The organism is Candidatus Thiodiazotropha sp. LNASS1 (assembly GCF_964212655.1).
In the GTDB taxonomy this organism is placed as follows: Bacteria; Pseudomonadota; Gammaproteobacteria; order Chromatiales; family Chromatiaceae; genus Thiodiazotropha.
In genome coordinates, this window is record NZ_OZ156465.1 from 1,520,490 (window position 1) to 1,539,106 (window position 18,617).

General features: G+C 49.7%; 19 protein-coding genes. 8 read left to right on the forward strand and 11 right to left on the reverse strand.

All coding sequences use genetic code 11. From position 1 onward, the window contains the following. Positions 1-40: 40 nt before the first annotated feature. Entirely contained in the window at positions 41-358 is a 318-nt protein-coding gene (locus AB8516_RS06575; protein ID WP_369159209.1) for a group II truncated hemoglobin, read from the reverse strand. Between the two features lie 240 nt (positions 359-598). Continuing rightward, positions 599-745, reverse strand: a complete 147-nt coding sequence (locus tag AB8516_RS06580; RefSeq protein WP_108295314.1) for a hypothetical protein — start codon at positions 743-745, stop codon at positions 599-601. A 212-nt stretch (positions 746-957) separates the two neighbouring features. Between AB8516_RS06580 and AB8516_RS06585 the strand changes: the two genes are divergently transcribed. Next, positions 958-1,926 carry a YbgA family protein gene (locus AB8516_RS06585; RefSeq protein WP_369159211.1) on the forward strand — a complete coding sequence of 323 codons (969 nt, stop codon included), beginning with the start codon at positions 958-960 and terminating at the stop codon, positions 1,924-1,926. Between the two features lie 145 nt (positions 1,927-2,071). Here AB8516_RS06585 and AB8516_RS06590 read toward each other — a convergent pair whose 3' ends face one another. Further along, on the reverse strand, positions 2,072-2,542 hold the full coding sequence (locus tag AB8516_RS06590; RefSeq protein ID WP_108295316.1) for a Crp/Fnr family transcriptional regulator: 471 nt from the start codon (positions 2,540-2,542) through the stop codon (positions 2,072-2,074). 267 nt (positions 2,543-2,809) lie between these two features. On the opposite strand from AB8516_RS06590, the gene AB8516_RS06595 reads away from it, so the two are divergent. Beyond that, positions 2,810-3,538, forward strand: a complete 729-nt coding sequence (locus AB8516_RS06595; RefSeq protein ID WP_369159214.1) for a competence/damage-inducible protein A — start codon at positions 2,810-2,812, stop codon at positions 3,536-3,538. A gap of 31 nt (positions 3,539-3,569) precedes the next feature. Here the strand turns inward: AB8516_RS06595 and AB8516_RS06600 are convergent, their stop codons facing one another. Continuing rightward, positions 3,570-4,088: a peroxiredoxin gene (locus AB8516_RS06600; protein WP_369159216.1), complete on the reverse strand. Its 519-nt coding sequence runs from the start codon at positions 4,086-4,088 to the stop codon at positions 3,570-3,572. A 272-nt stretch (positions 4,089-4,360) separates the two neighbouring features. Here AB8516_RS06600 and AB8516_RS06605 point away from each other — a divergent pair, with 272 nt between their 5' ends. Further along, positions 4,361-5,299, forward strand: a complete 939-nt coding sequence (locus AB8516_RS06605; RefSeq protein WP_369159218.1) for an NAD(P)H-binding protein — start codon at positions 4,361-4,363, stop codon at positions 5,297-5,299. Between the two features lie 26 nt (positions 5,300-5,325). Here AB8516_RS06605 and nhaA read toward each other — a convergent pair whose 3' ends face one another. The 3 genes from nhaA to phaE all read right to left on the reverse strand — a co-directional run bounded on the left by nhaA (position 5,326) and on the right by phaE (position 9,162). After that, a complete protein-coding gene (nhaA, locus tag AB8516_RS06610; protein WP_369159220.1) occupies positions 5,326-6,543 on the reverse strand; it encodes a Na+/H+ antiporter NhaA in 1,218 nt (405 codons plus the stop codon). Positions 6,544-6,910: 367 nt separating this feature from the next. Continuing rightward, complete coding sequence (locus AB8516_RS06615) at positions 6,911-7,978, reverse strand: class III poly(R)-hydroxyalkanoic acid synthase subunit PhaC (RefSeq protein ID WP_108295321.1); 1,068 nt, start codon at positions 7,976-7,978, stop codon at positions 6,911-6,913. 107 nt (positions 7,979-8,085) lie between these two features. Then, the gene (phaE, locus tag AB8516_RS06620; RefSeq protein WP_369159222.1) at positions 8,086-9,162 is read right to left on the reverse strand and encodes a class III poly(R)-hydroxyalkanoic acid synthase subunit PhaE; all 1,077 of its coding nucleotides are present in this window, start codon (positions 9,160-9,162) and stop codon (positions 8,086-8,088) included. A gap of 299 nt (positions 9,163-9,461) precedes the next feature. Between phaE and AB8516_RS06625 the strand changes: the two genes are divergently transcribed. Then, positions 9,462-10,646: an acetyl-CoA C-acetyltransferase gene (locus AB8516_RS06625; protein WP_108295323.1), complete on the forward strand. Its 1,185-nt coding sequence runs from the start codon at positions 9,462-9,464 to the stop codon at positions 10,644-10,646. A gap of 42 nt (positions 10,647-10,688) precedes the next feature. Here the strand turns inward: AB8516_RS06625 and AB8516_RS06630 are convergent, their stop codons facing one another. Continuing rightward, positions 10,689-10,895 carry a hypothetical protein gene (locus AB8516_RS06630; protein WP_369159225.1) on the reverse strand — a complete coding sequence of 69 codons (207 nt, stop codon included), beginning with the start codon at positions 10,893-10,895 and terminating at the stop codon, positions 10,689-10,691. Here AB8516_RS06630 and phaR point away from each other — a divergent pair. The 4 genes from phaR to AB8516_RS06650 all read left to right on the forward strand — a co-directional run bounded on the left by phaR (position 10,879) and on the right by AB8516_RS06650 (position 13,767). Further along, the gene (gene phaR, locus AB8516_RS06635; RefSeq protein ID WP_108295325.1) at positions 10,879-11,334 is read left to right on the forward strand and encodes a polyhydroxyalkanoate synthesis repressor PhaR; all 456 of its coding nucleotides are present in this window, start codon (positions 10,879-10,881) and stop codon (positions 11,332-11,334) included. The two genes, AB8516_RS06630 and phaR, sit on opposite strands and share 17 nt — an antisense overlap. Before the next feature lie 194 nt (positions 11,335-11,528). Further along, a complete protein-coding gene (locus tag AB8516_RS06640; protein WP_369159228.1) occupies positions 11,529-11,900 on the forward strand; it encodes a phasin family protein in 372 nt (123 codons plus the stop codon). A 248-nt stretch (positions 11,901-12,148) separates the two neighbouring features. Then, the gene (phbB, locus tag AB8516_RS06645; RefSeq protein WP_069127487.1) at positions 12,149-12,898 is read left to right on the forward strand and encodes an acetoacetyl-CoA reductase; all 750 of its coding nucleotides are present in this window, start codon (positions 12,149-12,151) and stop codon (positions 12,896-12,898) included. Between the two features lie 668 nt (positions 12,899-13,566). Then, positions 13,567-13,767 carry a DUF2905 domain-containing protein gene (locus AB8516_RS06650; protein ID WP_108295327.1) on the forward strand — a complete coding sequence of 67 codons (201 nt, stop codon included), beginning with the start codon at positions 13,567-13,569 and terminating at the stop codon, positions 13,765-13,767. Positions 13,768-13,809: 42 nt separating this feature from the next. On the opposite strand, the gene AB8516_RS06655 is transcribed toward AB8516_RS06650, so the two are convergent. The 3 genes from AB8516_RS06655 to AB8516_RS06665 form a co-directional block, all read right to left on the reverse strand. Then, positions 13,810-14,508, reverse strand: a complete 699-nt coding sequence (locus AB8516_RS06655) for a hypothetical protein (protein ID WP_369159230.1) — start codon at positions 14,506-14,508, stop codon at positions 13,810-13,812. 85 nt (positions 14,509-14,593) lie between these two features. Continuing rightward, the gene (gene lpdA / locus AB8516_RS06660; protein ID WP_369159232.1) at positions 14,594-16,729 is read right to left on the reverse strand and encodes a dihydrolipoyl dehydrogenase; all 2,136 of its coding nucleotides are present in this window, start codon (positions 16,727-16,729) and stop codon (positions 14,594-14,596) included. 385 nt (positions 16,730-17,114) lie between these two features. Continuing rightward, a complete protein-coding gene (locus AB8516_RS06665; protein WP_369159234.1) occupies positions 17,115-18,599 on the reverse strand; it encodes a TolC family outer membrane protein in 1,485 nt (494 codons plus the stop codon). Positions 18,600-18,617 lie beyond the last annotated feature (18 nt).

Sequence of the window (18,617 nt, forward strand, 5' to 3'; positions counted from 1 at the left end):
ATACCTGACTTCAACAGCTTGCTTTTGAGCGCTCGTCTTGTCACTGGGTCTTGCCGGAAGAGATAATCCTGAAGGGCGTATCCCGCACCTCTTCATCCCGGTTACGCATGAAATCAGCCGTTCTGAAGAATGCCTGGTTGAGCTCTTCCTGCAGCTTTGCATCCAGATCCATCGCCGACAGCGCCTCACGCATACAATAAATCCACTGATCTCGTTCCTCGATACCGATACTGAAAGGAAGATGCCTGGCACGCAGCCTGGGATGACCATACTTCTCTACATAGAGATCGGGGCCACCCAACCAGCCGGATAGAAAGAGGAACAGCTTTTCACGTGATATATTAGGGCCTGTTAACACTAATCCAATTGGCCCTGTTGCGCCTGAAAAAGCGCCACTCAAGGCGTGAGGAGAGAGGTTTGGTGATTCCAAATGAACGACGAGCAACGCCGAGTGGCGCTTTTTCAGGCGCAACCCGAAGGGCTGGGGCTATTTTTCCGCCCAGCGGCGTTATCACTCGCTCATGTAGCATAACTACACCTCGCTCATTCTGCCTTGCTGGACAAAAAAATAGTCCCAGCAGGGCTGATTGGATTAGTGTTAACAGGCCCTAAGGCTCTTGGCATGCAGATCACGTATCTTTTTTGCCTCCTGTTGCCGGTCCATCAGATTATAAAACCTATCCACCAGTTCCCTGACTGCCGCTTCGCCGCCGATTCTCTCATAGGGCGTTTGATCTTGACTCATCGACTCTAACCTTAAAAAAACTGCATTTATTAGTGGTGTATCCAATAAAAAGATAGGATATAAATAGAGTCTACCCGGGCACGCTGAGAGAATTCAAGAATCTCCACGGACAATAGCTACGCGACAGTTGAACAGAGCAGACTGGAAAACGCCACTCGATAGCCTGTCTTGATGCCAATCATGCGGATTAAAGCCAGAGAACAACACCTGAAATGAGCGAAACCAGCCTGTATGCAGAGCGGCCAGCAATCGGTGTCAGCGCCTGCCTGCTTGGGCACAATGTTCGCTATGATGGAGGGCATAAGCGGGATAGATACATCGTCGAAAAACTGGGAAAACATATGGAGTTTCTACCCATCTGCCCGGAAGCCGCAATCGGGCTCGGCGTCCCTCGTCCCACCATACATCTGGTCGGTGATATTCAGCACCCTCGCCTTGTCGGAGTCTCCGATCCCAACCGGGATGTCACTGACAAGATGAAACAATTTGCCCTCAAACAGGCTCAAGAACTGAACCACATCAGTGGTTATATATTGAAAAAGAACTCTCCCAGCTGTGGTATGGAGAGGGTGAAGGTGTACACTGATACCGGACAGCAATGCATAAGGAAAGGTACTGGTGTTTTTGCCGGAGTACTGATGCAACAACATCCTCTGCTTCCGATTGAGGAGGAGGGCCGTCTCAACGACAGCGTACTGAAAGAAAATTTCGTCAATCGTGTCTACGTCTATCACCGCTGGAGAAAGCTACTGTCTACACAGTTGACGCCCGCAAGCCTGATCACTTTCCACACTGAGCATAAATATCTGGTTATGGCTCACTCTCAGGCAGCCTATCAACGTCTTGGCAAACTCGTTGCCAATCTGCCTGAAAAGAGATTCGCTACGATTACCGATGATTATATTCAAGAGTTGATGAATACGCTGAAGCGTCGTGTCACCAGAAAAAGACACGTCAATGTACTGCAACATATCATGGGCTATCTGAAAGAGTGTATCAGTCGCGATGACAAAGCTGAATTATCGGCCAGCATCGAGTCCTACCGACGGGGCGAAACACCTCTCATCGTACCGATCACCTTGCTCAGGCACTACTTCAGGCTCCATCCTGACAGTTACATGTCAAAACAGGTCTATCTTCAGCCACACCCGGATTCCTTGGGACTCAGAAATAGCATTTGAAACAACCCGGAGTATCTGAATGTAATCATGATGGTCCGATGCATTCCCAGAATATGTTCCCGGCACATTTCCCATTAAACGGACTGAATTTCAATGAGAGTTCTTTTACAGGACTTCTCCGGATCCTGGAATGACCGATGCCATTTCAGGTTAGTTCACCAGACTCGACCTCTTGCACAAACAGCCTTGAATCCGCCTCTCTCAGACGTCTGCATACTTCGCGGCCCAGGTTCATATAGATCAATGTATACTGATCTGAATCCGTATTATAAAGTTCTGCCAATTGTGCTGCCGTCACCTGTATCGCGCTGCTGTCCACCAGCGCCACAACCTCTGCACTGCGTGGCTTGCAATCCATCAGCGCCATTTCGCCGAAGCAGTCCCCCTCACGCAGTTCTCTCAGTTTGTAGCAGTTTCCATTCCAGTAACGATAGACTGCCACCTCTCCCTGTTCGATGATATATATGGAATTATCCAGATCACCTTCACGGAAAAAATAACCACCTTTAATCACCTCAACACTCTTAGCCTTGTCGAGTATCGAATTGAGTGTTGCTTCACTTACACCACCAAATATCGGCATCTCCTGCAGGATTCGCAATTTATCAGGCAACATTCTTTACCCTCCCGCATCCGTTGTCATGTCCTCGTAAGAAAGGATTAGCACACAATAGCCAACTGATCTACGTAATCTGAACATCGTTAGTATGATGATAAAGAGTAGTCGATATAGTGGGTGTCGGTTCAAAACAGCGACTAATAAACTAAAATCAATAAAAAAATGCGCTGTAACCACCGGTTATTGATTGATGCTTCTTGACTCGGTCCACTGCTTTTGCAATTTAGTATTCAGCCAGACAGCCTCCAGGTAGGGAACGACACCATGAATGACACATTTGGTCTTGTTATTATCGGAGATGAAATACTTATTGGTAGTAGAGAGGACAGTCATCTCGCTCATTTCAAGCAACTGCTAGAGCATAAAGGTCTGCGCTTAAGCCGATGCTGGTTGCTGCCGGATGAGGAAACCAGCCTGATCGATCATTTGAGTTTTTCCATGGCCCAGGCTGATCCTGTATTCGTCTGTGGTGGTATCGGTGCCACGCCGGATGATCTGACCCGGGCCTGTGCCGCCGCAGCTGCCGATGTCCCACTGGCACTTCACCCTGAGGCAGTCGCGTTGATTGAGGAGCGCTATGGAATGGAAGCCCGTCCAAACCGCATACAGATGGCGAATCTACCGCACGGTGCAAAGCTCATCCCCAATCCCTACAACCAGATCCCGGGCTTTTCTCTCAATCAGCACTATTTTTTACCTGGGTTTCCGCAGATGGCCTGGCCAATGGCCGAGTGGATATTGGATGAATACTATCCCGCAACAAATCTCACACTGAATGAACGCTCACTGCAAGTCCTCGACACACCTGAGAGTGCGCTTGTTGACATTATGAAGTGTTTCAACGAGCGTTTTCCCGGAATCAAACTCTTCAGCCTTCCAGTACTCGGTGAAAATGGATACGTTGAACTCGGTATTCGCGGCAGGGGCGATTTAGGGCAGGCTTTTACGGGCCTGCAAGAGAGCTTGCGGGCCAAGCAGATCCCTTTTCGCTGACAGGGTGTAATGCAACTTCACCATCAAACGCTCATATTAACGAGGCCAAGGCTTGGGTTACCTCGTCACTATGAACTTTTGGATCAACCTTACGGAATATTTTGGCGATACAACCGGTTGGATCAATAATTACCGTATGACGCTTGGCCAGTTTTACTGGTCCCAGTTTAAAGAGTGCGCCATAGCTGGCAGCAACTTCTCCTGTGTCGTCCGACAGCAGAGGGAAAGCGATATTGAATTTATCTGAAAACCGCAAATGGCTTGCCACGCCATCCGTACTGATCCCCAGTAAAGCGACACCCATTTGATTCAACCGGGCCAACTCATCTTGAAATGCACAGGCCTCCTTGCTGCAGCCGGGTGTATCATCTTTAGGGTAGAAATAGAGTACCAACCAGCGTCCGCGATAATCATCCAGGCCATGCAATTTTCCACTCTGATCGGACAAACTGAAGCCCGGTGCGGGTTGATCTACCCTGGCCTGGCAGATTGCCCGACTGAGCGAGAATACACCCACTGCAAATGGCAGCTGTGAATACCGAGTGAACATGATGGCAGCTCTCTAGGTTCAATCAGAGATCGAAATCAGATCAATTACCTTAATTAATTTACGGCATATCAGACAGCATTTTTATGCAGTGGATTGCTACAAACTATATATACTTCACTGCCTGTAAAAACAGATCATACGTGATCCCTCTCATCGATTCGAGTTATTTGCCTCGGGTGTTGTTTGTCCACTTCATAATAATTTACACTGCATGAACAAATCTCTATTAAAATGAATAGATCACACAGCCGAAAAAATCAGGGAGCGGCATCATGAAGGTTGCACTACTGGGCGGCACTGGTTTTGTCGGACACTACCTGACAGAGAAATTACTGCAACATGGTCATATGCCCAGGCTGTTGGTCAGAGAGGGCTCGCCACATTTTTCCAAGCAAACTCAGCCTTTTGAGTGGGTACGCGGTGACATCGAGGACAACAAGACACTCCGTCGTCTGCTCACCGGGGTTGATGCCGTAATCTACAATATCGGGATTCTCAGAGAAAATCCCTCGAAGGGAATAACATTCGAAAAGCTCCAATATGAGTGGGTTGTCAAGACAGCCGAGCTGGCGAACGATCAGCAGGTGAAACGTTTTATACTGATGAGCGCCAATGGCGTCGAACTCGGATTGACACCCTATCAGAAGACAAAATTGGCAGCGGAAAAGCATCTTCCCGGCAGCGGTCTTGATTGGACTGTTTTTCGTCCTTCCGTAATCTTCGGGAATCCTTACGGAAAATTGGAATTCGTCACTATGCTGAAGCGGGACATCATAGACTCTCCCCTGCCCGCGCCACTTTTTTATGAAGGCCTGCTACCGTCCAATCCCGGCGGTTTTCAGCTGTCTCCAGTGCATGTCGAGGATGTCGCCGAGTGCTTTGTGTCATGCCTAGATAAGCCTGAGACTTTCAGCGATATCTATACCCTGGGAGGTCCACAGAACCTGACCTGGAAAGAGATACTGACCATCATTGCCGACACCCTCGGAAGAAGGAAACTTATGTTGCCAGTACCTGCTTTTGCACCCACCTTGGCGGCAACAGCACTCGATAGATTTCCATGGTTTCCAATCAGTCGCGACCAGATTCGCATGCTATTGAAAGGGAATATCTGCAGTGGCGAGAGAATCTTCAATCTCTGTGATATACAGCCTCATAGTTTTGACAAAGAGACCCTGAACTATATCGCTGCCCAACCCGGTGAAGGATAGATAGAGCGAAATCAGGGTTGATCACTCTATGAAGAGGCTTCGCGGTTTGACGGATTGAATATTTTCAATATCAGATAACCGATGACCGCCGAGAGACCGGAACCGAGCAATATGCCGAGCCGGTCACCCATGATAATGCTGCTTGTTCCACCCTGTTCAAATGCCAGCGAAGCGATAAAGAGGCTCATGGTGAAACCGATTCCGCACAAAATTGTGGTGGCATAAAAACCCGACCAGCTGGCCCCGTTCGGCAGTTTGGCAAAGCCAAGCACGATGGCAACACCGCAAAACAGCATGATACCAATCTGCTTGCCAACAAAGAGTCCTGCCGCAATGCCCAAGGGTATGGGTTCCAACAGAGCATCAAAGGTCAAACCTGACAAAGAAACACCTGCATTGGCAAATGCAAACAGGGGTACAATCAATATTGCCACCCATTGATGCAGCCCATGCTCCACCTCACGGAGAGGTGAGCGATCGCTGTTTTTGGGATCTTTGATAGGAATCATGAGTCCGAGAATCACACCGGCCAGGGTGGCATGTACACCCGATTTCAATACCGCCACCCAGAGAATCACACCGACCATCACATAGGCTGAGACCCGGGTCACATGCAGCATATTCAGGACAAAGAGGACGACGATCGCCGCCACGGCGATAATCAGACTGGCAAGCGAGAGGTCTGCAGTGTAAAAAATAGCGATGATGATAATTGCACCCAGGTCATCAAAAATCGCCAGCGCCATTAAAAAGACCCGAAGTGAGACAGGTACACGTTTCCCCAATAGAGATATGATTCCAAGAGCGAAGGCTATATCCGTAGCTGCGGGTATTGCCCAGCCATTCAACGCTACCGGATCACTCTGATTCAGCCAGAAATAGATAGCAGCCGGGACCAGCATGCCGCCGATAGCACCCAATCCGGGTAGAATGATCTGATCGAGACGGGAGAGTTCACCTTCAAGAAACTCGCGCTTCACTTCGAGTCCGATCAACATGAAGAATACGGCCATCAAACCGTCGTTGATCCATAACAACAGCGGTTTTGCAAGTTGCAGCTCACCGATGCGAATCTCAACCGGTGTATCCAGTAACGCATCATAGAACCAACTCAAAGGCGAGTTCTCGAGTATCATCGCCAAGATAGCGGCGAATATCAGAAGGATTCCGCTGGAGGAATCCTGGCGCATGAAATCCTGCAGCCACTTGGATATTTCCGATGAATACTCTCTCTCTTTTTCCATATACCGTCGCTTCCCCTAAGATGTAGATTCTTGCAAAATCCTGATTTCAGCTTGTGAAAAACAAGGTTGTCAAGCAAACAGACAATATATCTCTCACGATTAAATTATCAGCCGCATGACGCGATACCAAGTCAACATCCGCTGATTCATCCATTTATATTATCACTACTCCAGCTTAAAATGATCTACATCTCATAGGTGTTTATGTCGCTTTGAGTGGTGATAGTTTTCAATAGCAACGAATGATGCGTCCCGCTGAACCAAGCACACTTCACACATTCACTGTCATGCAAAAAAAAGGGGTGCCTGGCGGCACCCCTAAGAAACCGGTAGAGACTACCGGCGGAGGATCATACTGTTGCGACTGTCAGGAACGCTCATCCAGCCACTTGCCGATTGCCGGCGGCACCTGCTTTTGCGCCTTTCCACTGACATAGATACCGATGTGGCCACCCGGGAAGGAGAGCTCGGTGTAGTCCTTGCTGCCGGTCAGGTTGCGCAGTGCACGGGAGGAATCGGGCGGCACCAGGTGGTCCTGTTCGGCATAGATATTGAGTACGGGACAGGTAACATTCTTCAAATCTATCGGGCGGTCACCGATTGTCACACCGCCCTCAAGAAAACCGTTCTTCTGATAAAAATCCTTCACGAATTGCCTGAAAGTCTCGCCCGCCTGATCCGGGCTGTCGAAGATCCATTTCTCCATGCGCAGGAAGTTCTTCAGCTTATCCTCGTCCTCCAACACATCCACCATACTCAGATATTTCTGACCGGTGAGGCTGAAAGGCTTGAGTGAGAGAAAAGTCCAGTTCAGGAGTTCACCCGGCACATTGCCCAGGGTGTCGATCAAAAGATCCACATCCATTTCCTGAACCCACGCGGAGAGCATATTGTCAGGGGTCTGAAAATCGACCGGTGTGACCATGGTGATCAGATTTTTGACTTTGTCTGGATGCAGTGAGGTGTAACAGAGGCTGAAAGCGCCACCCTGACAGATCCCCAGAATATTGATCTTATCGAGTTTATGGCGCTTGCGGATCACATCCACACAGCGGTCCAAATAACCGTTGATATAGTCATCCATGGTCATCGCCCGATCCGCCTCATCGGGATATCCCCAATCTATCAGGTAGACATCCTGTCCCGCCGCAAGGAGATTGCGCACGGTCGAACGATTCTCCTGAATATCCGTCATATAGGGGCGGTTAACCAATGCATAGACAATCAATGTCGGTACGGAGCTCTGTACTACATCGGCGGGCGACTCATAGCGATAGAGCCGTAATTTATCTTCCCGGTAGACCTCTACTTTGGGTGTAACACCCGTATCGATCTTCTCGGAATTCAAAAGATTCTCGACCCCTTTACCCAGCTTGCGGCTGTAGTCATACATCTCTTCGGCCAGCTGATCGGGGCGTATGTTAAATGGTTGCACGTCTAATCTCCTCAAGTCCTAGATCTGCTCGCTACAGCATTTCAGCAAACAGGCCATTTGTTCATTTCACACGGGTGAATCCACTAACGCATGTCACTGCAGTCAGCCTAGCTTTTCTTGGCAGCCGCCTTCTTTTTCGCAACAGCCTTTTTCTTCGGCGTGGAGCTCCTCTTGGCCGGCGCCGCACGCGTTTGTTGCTTGTCAGAGGCACGACTACGCAGTTCGAGCATCTGCTCTTTCAACAGTTCGATCTCGGCATGCATTGCCTTACTTTCACGGCGTGATTCCTGGAGTCTGTCCTGCAGGGTTCGCAGCTCTCTGCGGGTTGGCATATTCATACCACCCAGTGCCTCATCCACCAGCTGTCCAAGCTTATGCTTCAGCGCCATCAGGCTGTTGACCAGGCGACCGTGAATCTTGGCGTATTCAGGCGTCATCACCTGTTCACCATAGACCTCCTCACTGCTTCCAACCCAGAGATCATAGAGTCCACGCGCGCTATCCACCTGATTGCCTTCATCGATCAACGCCTCGATCTTCTCTTTCAATCTATTGGCCGAAAGCAGGCCCAGGTTGGAAAAGAATCCCATGTACTCACCCAGGCAACGCTGGTATTCAACCACTCGCTGTGTCAGTTGCTTATACTGTCTCTCCTCTTCACGGGTGTAGCCGAGACCGGGAGCGCTGAGAAAGCGGTCCAGATCACCCGTATGAGGCATATTGCGCAGTAGGTCACCGGGCATCAGTGACAGTGAGGAGATCATGCGCTGCCAGTTGTCCATCGGCATTTCCCAGAACGCCATCATCTTATGCAGCGCATCGTCACCCGCAGACTCGGTATTCCCGAAAATGCCATCCATGTTTCCGCTAAACAGCTTCTGCAGGTCGGCGACCGTACGATTGGCCGCATCCATCCAGTCATTACTCTGACCGGCATTCTTGTAATAGCCCTCTGCCATTCGGAAATAACTTTGGGTCTGTTCCATCATCTTGCTCATGAAATCACGGGTCATATCATTAGCCCCGGGTGACAGGCCCTGCCACCAATGCTCCATGGCGCTCTCCAGAGGCGATTTTGCCGGCTGCTTCATGCCCATTGCCTGACGGCTCATATCGGTCCAGGTTTCCCAGTATTTCTGCTGGGTCTTCATCCAGTCCTCGTTCCAGAATGCAGATTCACTCATGGTCTAGTCCCGTGTTTGCGACGCAGTGTCGATTAATATCATTGATTGAATGTGTCGAAGTAAGGCCCGGTTGAATCCAGATAGCCGAACGGCCATCCCAGACATAAAAAAACCTAAACTCAACACTCATGCCTAAATAAGCTAGCAATAAAATTTGTGCGCTGCAACATTTTTTGCTACAACTTAGGCAGCATTCAGCATTCAGATACCCAGAAAGCTGATGTGAAACGCCATTCGGTGTCCGTTTTGAGCGTTATGACGGACCATTCAATAAACATAAAACATGAGGATTACCCAACGTGAGTGAGAATATCGTCATCGTCGGCGCAGCCCGAAGCGCCATCGGTTCGTTTGGTGGCAGCCTGGCTGGTATTCCTGGCCATCAGCTGGGAGCATCTATCATCAAGGGCCTGCTAGAGCGTACCGGTGTCGGGCCGGAACAGGTAGATGAAGTGATTCTTGGCCAGGTCCTGACCGCAGGAACCGGACAGAATCCCGCCCGTCAGGCGGCCATTGCAGCCGGATTACCCGTTGAAACATCATCCCTGACCATCAATAAAGTCTGTGGCAGCGGCCTAAAAGCTGTACATTTAGCTATGCAGGCCGTGGCTTGCGGTGATGCCGAAATCGTCATTGCCGGGGGTCAGGAAAACATGAGCATGGCGCCGCATCTACTGCCCAATTCACGCAATGGCAGTAAAATGGGCGATTGGAAAATGATCGACAGCATGATCGTCGATGGCCTTTGGGATGCATTCAATAACTATCACATGGGCACCACAGCCGAGAATATCGCAGGTAAATTCAATCTCAGCCGTGAAGATCAGGATGCCTTTGCCGCCGCATCGCAACAGAAGGCGGAGGCGGCACTGAATGAGCGTGTATTCGCTGATGAGATCATTCCTATCGAAATCCCACAACGACGAGGGGATCCCATCGTCTTTGATCGTGATGAGTTTCCGCGTCCGGGCACAACGGCCGAGTCCCTCGGCAAACTGCGCCCTGCCTTTTCCAAGGAAGGAAGCGTCACTGCAGGTAACGCCTCGGGAATCAACGATGGGGCTGCTGCTGTCATGGTGATGACCGAGTCCAAGGCAAAAGCGCTGGGGCTCACACCGATGGTACGGGTCGTCGCCTTTGCATCGGCCGGTGTTGATCCCTCAATCATGGGCACCGGCCCCATTCCCGCCTCTACCAAGTGTCTGGACAAGGCAGGGTGGAAGGTCGATGACCTTGATAGGATCGAGGCAAACGAAGCCTTTGCGGCCCAGGCCATGTGTGTAAATCAGGAGATGGGCTGGGATAGCTCGAAGGTGAACGTCCACGGAGGTGCCATTGCCTTGGGACACCCGATTGGGGCATCCGGCTGCCGTGTGTTGGTCACCCTGTTGCATGAGATGAAACGCAGCGGCTCCCAGAAAGGCCTCGCAACCTTATGTATCGGGGGCGGCCAGGGTGTCGCCATGGCGGTCGAAAAAGTCTGAAGCAAGCCTGAAAATGCTGGTTACTGCTGAAAAAAGCGGTTTTTACCTGCAGATGGGTTGGGTATGGCGGGACCATGCCCACCCCATCATCAGTTCCGGCACCCCAGTCCCGATAGCCTGAAAAAGTGGATTTGCCGCTGATTTCCACACTTTCAGTACCTCATTTAATATTCTCAGTGCCTTGTTTGAGGTAAACTGGTCGTCAACGATATCCAGGAACAGTTGCAGGGTCATGTCTGAGCGCATCATAAAGAAATATCCCAACCGTCGGTTGTACGATACTGAACAAAGCAAATACATCACATTGACGCAGCTCCGCCAACTGATCATCAGCGGTGAATCGATCAAAGTCGTGGATTCCACCTCCGAGGAGGACATAACACGCAATATCCTGCTACAGATAATCCTGGAGACGGAATCTGGCGGTCAGCCCCTATTCACCGCCAACATGCTTTCCCAGATCATCCGTTTCTATGGCGGCACCCTGCAAGGGATTTTCGGCAACTATTTGGAGCAGAGCCTTGGGCTCTTTACAGCGCAGCAGGAGCAGCTAAAAAAGAATCTGGGCGAAGACCCGTTTACTGCGATGACAAATCTGGCCCAGAGCAATATGAAAATGTGGACCGATTTGCAGAAAGATTTTTTGACAGCCGCAGGTTTTCCCAACACAAAAAAAGAAGATTCCTAGTATCCCCCCCTTAAATCACACCATAACTTCTTGATATTAATAGTATTAATCAAGATCCTCATAAGCATACCCAAGAAATCGCATGAAAAACAGAAAATTTGTGCGGTGCACAAATTTCTCTTGACAGCCGCTTTCCAGTGGACTATGCTGCACTGCAACAATGCTGCAATGCACAACCAACAGGAGCGTATATCATGGCTAAAGCGAAAGAGAACATCGAGATGATTAGTGATTTCAACACTGCCGGTTACGAGAGTTTCCGTCAACTGAGCGACATCAGCCTGAAGGCTTGGAATCAGGTTATGGAAGCTCAGATGAACACCCTGAACACCCTCATGAACACCAGCATGGAACAACTGAAGCTTGTTTCCGAAGCCAAAGACTACCAAGAGGTCGTCCGTGGTCAGATGGATCTTTCCCGTAAACTGGGTGAAGACCTGATGAGCAAGACCCGCGAGGCTGTCGAGCTGAGCCAGAAGACCGGCGAAGAGGTCCGCGGCTGGTATGAGAGCAACCTGGCAACCGCAAACGAAAAGATCAGCAAAGTCGCTGAGAAGGCCGCTTAATCGCGCCATTGCTTGATTGACCTATCGATAACCGGCGGCCCTGCCGCCGGTTTTTCATTAACCTGAATCTGTAGCTTGATCGGTGATGAAGCATGCAGGCACCTGATTCGACTACAGGGATAATGTTGCAGGAAGAACGGCTTAATCAGATTGAATTGGGTATTTTTTGCCAGAGCGGTCAATTAGTTTAATAACGCTAACTGGTCACTCTAGAGATTTAGGCTACCAGACATTGAGGAAGTATAAGAATGAGCTGTAAAGATAAACTCGCTGTAGTCACTGGTGGTATGGGCGGTATCGGTACCGCGATCTGTTTACGTCTCGCCCGGGAAGGGGCAAAAGTCGTCGCCACCTGCCATCCATCGGAAGTGGACCAGGTGGATAGCTGGGTAGAGAAACAGAAGGATCAGGGCGCGGAAGTTGATGTTATTGCTGGAGATGTTTCCACCTCTGAGGGCGGGTCCGCTTTGATGAGTGAGATTGTCGAAAAATACGGTTCGGTGGATATCCTGGTCAACTGTGCCGGTATCACCCGGGATTCGACCATGAAAAAGATGACCTCTGAGCAGTGGGATGCAGTCATCGATACCAATTTGAGCAGTGCCTTCTATGTTACCAGTCCAGTCTGGAACGGCATGATCGAACGTGGATTCGGCCGGGTCATCAATATCTCTTCGGTGAACGGTCAGAGGGGACAATTCGGTCAAGCCAACTACTCTGCAGCCAAGGCGGGTATGCATGGTTTTACCATGGCACTGGCCTACGAAGGTGCAGCAAAGGGTGTGACGATCAATACAATTTCACCAGGCTATATCGAAACCGCGATGACCGCAGCAATGCGGGATGACGTTCGCGACGCCATAATCAGTGGTATACCCATGCGGCGCATGGGGCAGCCAGAGGAGATTGCTCATGCCGTGGCCTTCCTGGCAGACGACTCGAGTACCTATATAACTGGCGCCAATCTGCCTGTCAATGGTGGCCTGTTTATCCATTAATCATATCACTTCTCCCTCAAGTGATCTTTCCTACCCGGCATCCCCTGCCGGGTTTTTTTTTAGAAACAGGTAACAGTGCATCCGACAGTTTTAATCGGAAGCGGTAACCCGCCGGAATATCGGAGAAATCAGGTGGAAGGATTGGTCTCGTCTGAATCGTTAGCCGTTTTTGACGCTTAGCATTAACGACCGGCACACCAAGTTGCTCGTCATGCCATGAGGGAAGTCCGGTTTCAAGTGATCGGATGACATCAAAATAGGTCCAAGCGTGCTCAAAACCCGATATCGTAGGGATCACTATCAAATGGATCAGGCCATGCAGGATCTTCAGGCCATGTATTCAGCTGTTCTCGTAGTTTCAACATGCCGCTACTCCGCGATTAACCTCTTACTAAAATATATGCAATAAAACTGCCAACATAGTAACCCTTTGATTTATTGCTTGCTTATACGAAATTGCTGAAAATTTTCTAAGTGCTTTGTAAAGAAAATCGACGGTGATGCCATTAAAAAAATCGTAGATTCGTTAATATTCAACAAAATTTCGCTATCTTATTGATTGAAATACAATCCGATTTTGATCAGACCTGTCAAACTAACCGACACCTTATGTGGCTACAAGATGTTGGATTTCTGGAATAAAACGAGCGAAGGATCGGTGAGTGGCTATGCAAAAGTTCCTGTTTGGATTGGCGATAACCGCACTCTTGTTGGGTCTGCTTTGGCCATGGATCGATAAAATCCCTTTTGGACGATTACCGGGTGATATTGTGGTGGAGCGGGAAAACTTTCGTTTTCACCTCCCCTTAACCAGCATGCTGCTGGTAAGCGCACTGATCACTCTCATTTTATGGCTGATTCGCCGCTAGGGTTTTTCACGCCCAATTGCCTGTCAACAGCAAAATCTCTGACTATTCACAGGCACTGAAGTAGTCAGAGTCATCGACCAATGCATCACGACATTGCGCGCTCGCATAGGTGAATCCGCCTGGAACACTGTGCATGTCCTGCTGCTCCATTGAGATCAGCTGGCTCGCTGCATTACAGGCCTCTCTTGATGCGCATTGATTATCACCACCACATACCCTGTTTCGCAGTTTTTCACAGGGTGTCTCATGCCCGGGCGAACGTCTATCGCAGGCCTGAAAAAAGGTCTCATTTCCCAATGCTTCAAGGCAGTGTGTGGAGCTTTCAAGAATAACGCCTGACCAACTGCTGCTCAGCTCACTACGCTCCATCGCAAACAGTTGGCGTGCGGGATCGCATGCGGGACTGGAATCGCACTCATTGTGCATACCGCAAACTTTTTTCACCAGCTGCATGCATGCAGCATTCAGGCGATCTCGCTCCTGTTCCCGCTGAGCATCGATAATGACTCGGTCTTTGACGACAACACCATCGCGTACAATGATTACTGCCCCGTTGTCGAGTTTGTGTACTCCATCCCATAGTGGGGTGGTCTCTCCCCCTGCGGTACGGGACACCTTATTGGTATCCGAATCGATGGAAATATGGCTGCCATCCTGTAGTTGACCTTGCCACGATGAGGTATCGGCAAATACCGCAAGAGGCAATATGCAAAATACTGTGATGATGTGGCGCAACTGCATGCTACTCACCCTTCGCAATTCATCTATTTCAGCATCAGAATATCATAATTTTTCCCTTAAGCTGAGTGGTTCGAGCAATCCCCCATTAGCCCCTTCGCCAGGCATGGTATTGCTCCACCCATGACAAAACCTTTTCCGGCTTATGGGCGCGTTTCCAGGCTCCGGCGGCATATTTGTTGGCCTCGAACAGCGTCGGGTAGATATGAATCGTGCCGAGTATCTTGTTCAAGCCAAAGCCGTGCTTCATGGCTGCAGTGAATTCTCCGATCAATTCACCTGCATTCTCGCCCACGATAGTTGCCCCAAGCACCCGGTCCTTACCGGGTGGCGTCAGTACCTTCACCATACCGTGGGTCTCACCTTCCGCAATCGCCCGATCCAATTCGGAAAGATCGAATTTCGTTACCTCGTACTCGATACCCTCCTGATTCGCCTCTTGTTCATTGAGCCCCACCCGCGCCACCTCCGGATCGGTAAAGGTCGCAAACGGGATCACCGAGTAGTCCACCTTAAAGCGACGAAATATCCCAAACAGGCTGTTCACCGCCGCGTACCAAGCCTGATGGCCGGCGGTATGGGTGAACTGGTATGGACCCGCCACATCGCCACAGGCATAGATAGTTGGAATGGATGTCTGGAGGTACTCATCGGTCTCAATGGTACCATTCGGGTTGAGTGCCACATTCAACTCCTCAAGGCCGAATCCGCTGGTGTTGGGTTTCCGGCCAACGGCAACCAGCACCTGATCGAACGGCACTTTTTTCTGTTTGTCATTGTGTTCACAGATCAGCAGATTTTCACCCTCCTCTTTGACGAATTCCACCGCCTTGTGCCCAACCAGCAGGTTGATGCCTTCCTCCTTGAATTGTTGCGTCACCAGGTCCACAACATCGTCATCCTCTCGTATCATCAACCTGGGCATCATTTCGACAATGGTGACTCTGCTGCCGAATCGGGCAAAGGCCTGAGACAACTCACATCCTATCGGACCGCCACCCAATACCAGCAGTCTTTCAGGAAGTTCGCGCAATTGCCAAAGATTGTCCGAAGTAAGGTAATCGAATTGATCAATGCCGGTTATCGGCGGCACGAAGGGGCCGGCACCTGTGGCAACAATGATATGAGGGGTTCGAATTTCTATGCCGTTGACCTCCACGCTGTAGGGTGATGTGATACGCGCCTCACCCTCGATGACCTCCACTCCGAGCCCCGTATAGCGTTCCACGGAGTCGTGAGGCTCAACCTCCTTGACGACTCTTTGCACCCGTTCCATGATGTTACTGAAGTTGTACTTGACATCAATGGCATCAAAGCCCCACTCCTGAGCCCTGCGACTCTGGCTCAGGATGCGCGCGCTACGGATCAGTGCCTTGGAAGGCACGCAACCTGTATTCAGGCAGTCACCCCCCATCTTATGTTTTTCGATCAGCGTCACCTGCGATTTCACAGCCGCGGCAATATATGCCGAGACCAGTCCCGCGGAACCGCCCCCGATCACCACCAGGTTTTGATCAAATGCATCCGGTCGTTCCCAATCTTTCAAAGCCTTGCGTTGTTTTAACAGTGTGACTAACTTTTTTGCCAGTAACGGAAAGAGCCCCAGCAATACAAAGGATCCGATCAAAGCCGGTGAGAGAATTCCGGATGCTGAATCGAGAGTGGCGAGCTGTGTACCCGCATTTACATAGACCACTGTTCCAGCCAACATACCGACCTGGCTGACCCAATAGAAGGTCCAGGTACGGATAGGCGTCAAACCCATCAACAGATTGATCACGAAAAAAGGAAAAATCGGTACCAACCTCAGGGTGAAGAGATAGAAGGCGCCATCCTTCCGCATGCCCTCATTGATCGCCTTTAAACGGTCACCATAACGATTCTGCACCGTATCCTTAAGCAGAAAACGGGCAATCAGAAAAGCAAGTGTGGCACCGATAGTGGAGGCAAATGAAACCAATACCAAGCCCCACAACAAGCCGAAAACCGCACCTATTGCCAAAGTCATGACAGCCGCACCGGGAAGTGACAGCGCAGTGACCGCCACATAAACGATAAAGAAAACCACCGTGGCCAGTAATGGGTGTGAATCCTTCCACGAGATGATCCCATCTCGTTGGGATTTCAGATAGTCGAGCGTCAGGACCTTGTCCAGATCGAACAGAAAAAAGGCGAACACCAGCAGTGCCACTATGAGCAGGACGATCAGTTTACGGGGATTCATGGGCTTGTACCTTGCTAAACAATATGCGTTTTTTTTGATCTACGCTCTATCCTAGCAGATGGATTCAAAAGGGTTTGTACAGGAATTCAACAATCCTACAACGAGTGATTACGAAAAATCGCGTATCCCCAGGAGTAAAGCAGTCCATTCCAAACCGCAGTGGGGAAGTGATTCGGTTGAAAGCCCAAACTTACAATGCTGAGAAATGAATAGATGAATCAAGGAAGCTCAGAGCAAATCTGATCGAGTCAAAATGTGAACGATTTTTCCTTGATCAAGGTGTCAATTGCATATGAATGTCGGCCGTTTACCATGGCCGATAAAATAGAGGTGGCTTTTTTCAGCTGCGAGGCAACCGTCCATGACTTATTCAGAGCTTTTTTGGTTATGGTAGTGAAACCGGTTGTTCCAGGACTGATTTCAACGGAGCCACTTCATCCGAAACAGTGCTTTTATTGGCCACATCACTATAAGCCTGGTGGAGCTTTTCACCATCTTCTGCGGTCTCTGGTAAGGTTATGCCGAGATGTGCCTTCAATTTATTGATACCTACAATCAGGCGATATTGGGAGAATATGTGATCGTACCAGGTCTTGGCTTTTTCTCTTTTTGCCTCATACAACTCATTCTCAGAGTCCAGCAAATCGAGCAATGAGCGTTTACCGAGGTTAAACTGCCAGGCATAGGCATCACGGGTCTTTTCACTGGCAAGCACATGTTCCTGTTGAAACACCAGTTGCTTTTGAGTGACATCATAGGCTGACCACGACAACCGGACACTTTCCACAACCTGGCGATAGGTGTTGTTGCGGATCTCTTTTGCTTCGTTGACCAAATGGGCATTTTGCCTGTTACGCGCCCGATCCTTACCGCCGGCAAACAGATTGTAACGCATCCGAAGCATTGCCGTGACATCGTCATCACGCCCTTCCACGCCATCCAGGTCATCACCGTACCTTGCCCCGAGTTCTAGATCCAGGCGCGGATAGTGAGCACTTTTGGATGCCTTGTACTGAGCCACAGCAGCAGTCACATCAGCATTTGCTGATTTCAATGTCGGATGATTTTCAAGTGCAAGCTGTATGGCAGCATCCTGAGTTTGCGGCAGAATCTCATTCACTGCAGCTATGGGTTTGAGAGCTTTCGGCAGCAACCCCACCACGCGTAGAAAGTTTGTCTCTGCGTCTTTGAGATTCACTTCGTCCGATAACATATTTGCCGAGGCAGAAGCACGTCGGCCTGTAATCTGTGCCAGGTCAGAGGTTCTGCCAACACCGGAATTGCTTCTAAGCTCCACCTGATCGTAGATTCTTGCATGGGCCTGCAGATTTTCCGATGAAAGCGCCATGAGATCCCGATGCAGAAGTACTTGTATATAGGTATCTACAGCTTTAAGTCCAAGTTTTTCACTGGCGCTCTCAAGCACTCTTTGCTGTGCTTCAACCCTGGCATTCTGACGATCTACCTCACTTTGAGTGGCAAATCCGTCAAACAACATCTGATTCAGCGTCAAACTGGCTTCTTTACGAGTCAGAGAGCGATAGTCATCACCGCTGGCCCGGGTCGTATTATTGTCTGTCCGCTCATACCCCGCTGCTGCGTTCAAGTCGATAGACGGCATATAGCCAGATTTTGCTTGATCCAATTCTTCAAGACGGGATAGATGCTGGTTGGACTCAACCAGCACTTCAGGATTGGTTATGATTGCATGCTCCACCGCTGTACGCAGATCCAAAGCATATGCAGGACTAAAAAGAATAAAAAACAGAGCTGTAATACTAGACTTCACTAACAAGTTGCCAACCATATATACGTTAAATTTACAATCACTTTTAATTATTGTGAACCAGTCAGCATTCAATATCGGCATATTAGCAGCTAACTTAAA

Coding starts and splice junctions, on each gene's coding strand:
- AB8516_RS06580 (WP_108295314.1), bottom strand. CDS start 745: ATGAGTCAAGATCAAACGCCCTATGAGAGAATCGGCGGCGAAGCGGCA.
- AB8516_RS06585 (WP_369159211.1), top strand. CDS start 958: ATGAGCGAAACCAGCCTGTATGCAGAGCGGCCAGCAATCGGTGTCAGC.
- AB8516_RS06590 (WP_108295316.1), bottom strand. CDS start 2,542: ATGTTGCCTGATAAATTGCGAATCCTGCAGGAGATGCCGATATTTGGT.
- AB8516_RS06595 (WP_369159214.1), top strand. CDS start 2,810: ATGAATGACACATTTGGTCTTGTTATTATCGGAGATGAAATACTTATT.
- AB8516_RS06600 (WP_369159216.1), bottom strand. CDS start 4,088: ATGTTCACTCGGTATTCACAGCTGCCATTTGCAGTGGGTGTATTCTCG.
- AB8516_RS06605 (WP_369159218.1), top strand. CDS start 4,361: ATGAAGGTTGCACTACTGGGCGGCACTGGTTTTGTCGGACACTACCTG.
- nhaA (WP_369159220.1), bottom strand. CDS start 6,543: ATGGAAAAAGAGAGAGAGTATTCATCGGAAATATCCAAGTGGCTGCAG.
- phaE (WP_369159222.1), bottom strand. CDS start 9,162: ATGAGTGAATCTGCATTCTGGAACGAGGACTGGATGAAGACCCAGCAG.
- phaR (WP_108295325.1), top strand. CDS start 10,879: ATGTCTGAGCGCATCATAAAGAAATATCCCAACCGTCGGTTGTACGAT.
- AB8516_RS06630 (WP_369159225.1), bottom strand. CDS start 10,895: ATGATGCGCTCAGACATGACCCTGCAACTGTTCCTGGATATCGTTGAC.
- AB8516_RS06640 (WP_369159228.1), top strand. CDS start 11,529: ATGGCTAAAGCGAAAGAGAACATCGAGATGATTAGTGATTTCAACACT.
- phbB (WP_069127487.1), top strand. CDS start 12,149: ATGAGCTGTAAAGATAAACTCGCTGTAGTCACTGGTGGTATGGGCGGT.
- AB8516_RS06650 (WP_108295327.1), top strand. CDS start 13,567: ATGCAAAAGTTCCTGTTTGGATTGGCGATAACCGCACTCTTGTTGGGT.
- AB8516_RS06655 (WP_369159230.1), bottom strand. CDS start 14,508: ATGCAGTTGCGCCACATCATCACAGTATTTTGCATATTGCCTCTTGCG.
- lpdA (WP_369159232.1), bottom strand. CDS start 16,729: ATGAATCCCCGTAAACTGATCGTCCTGCTCATAGTGGCACTGCTGGTG.
- AB8516_RS06665 (WP_369159234.1), bottom strand. CDS start 18,599: ATGCCGATATTGAATGCTGACTGGTTCACAATAATTAAAAGTGATTGT.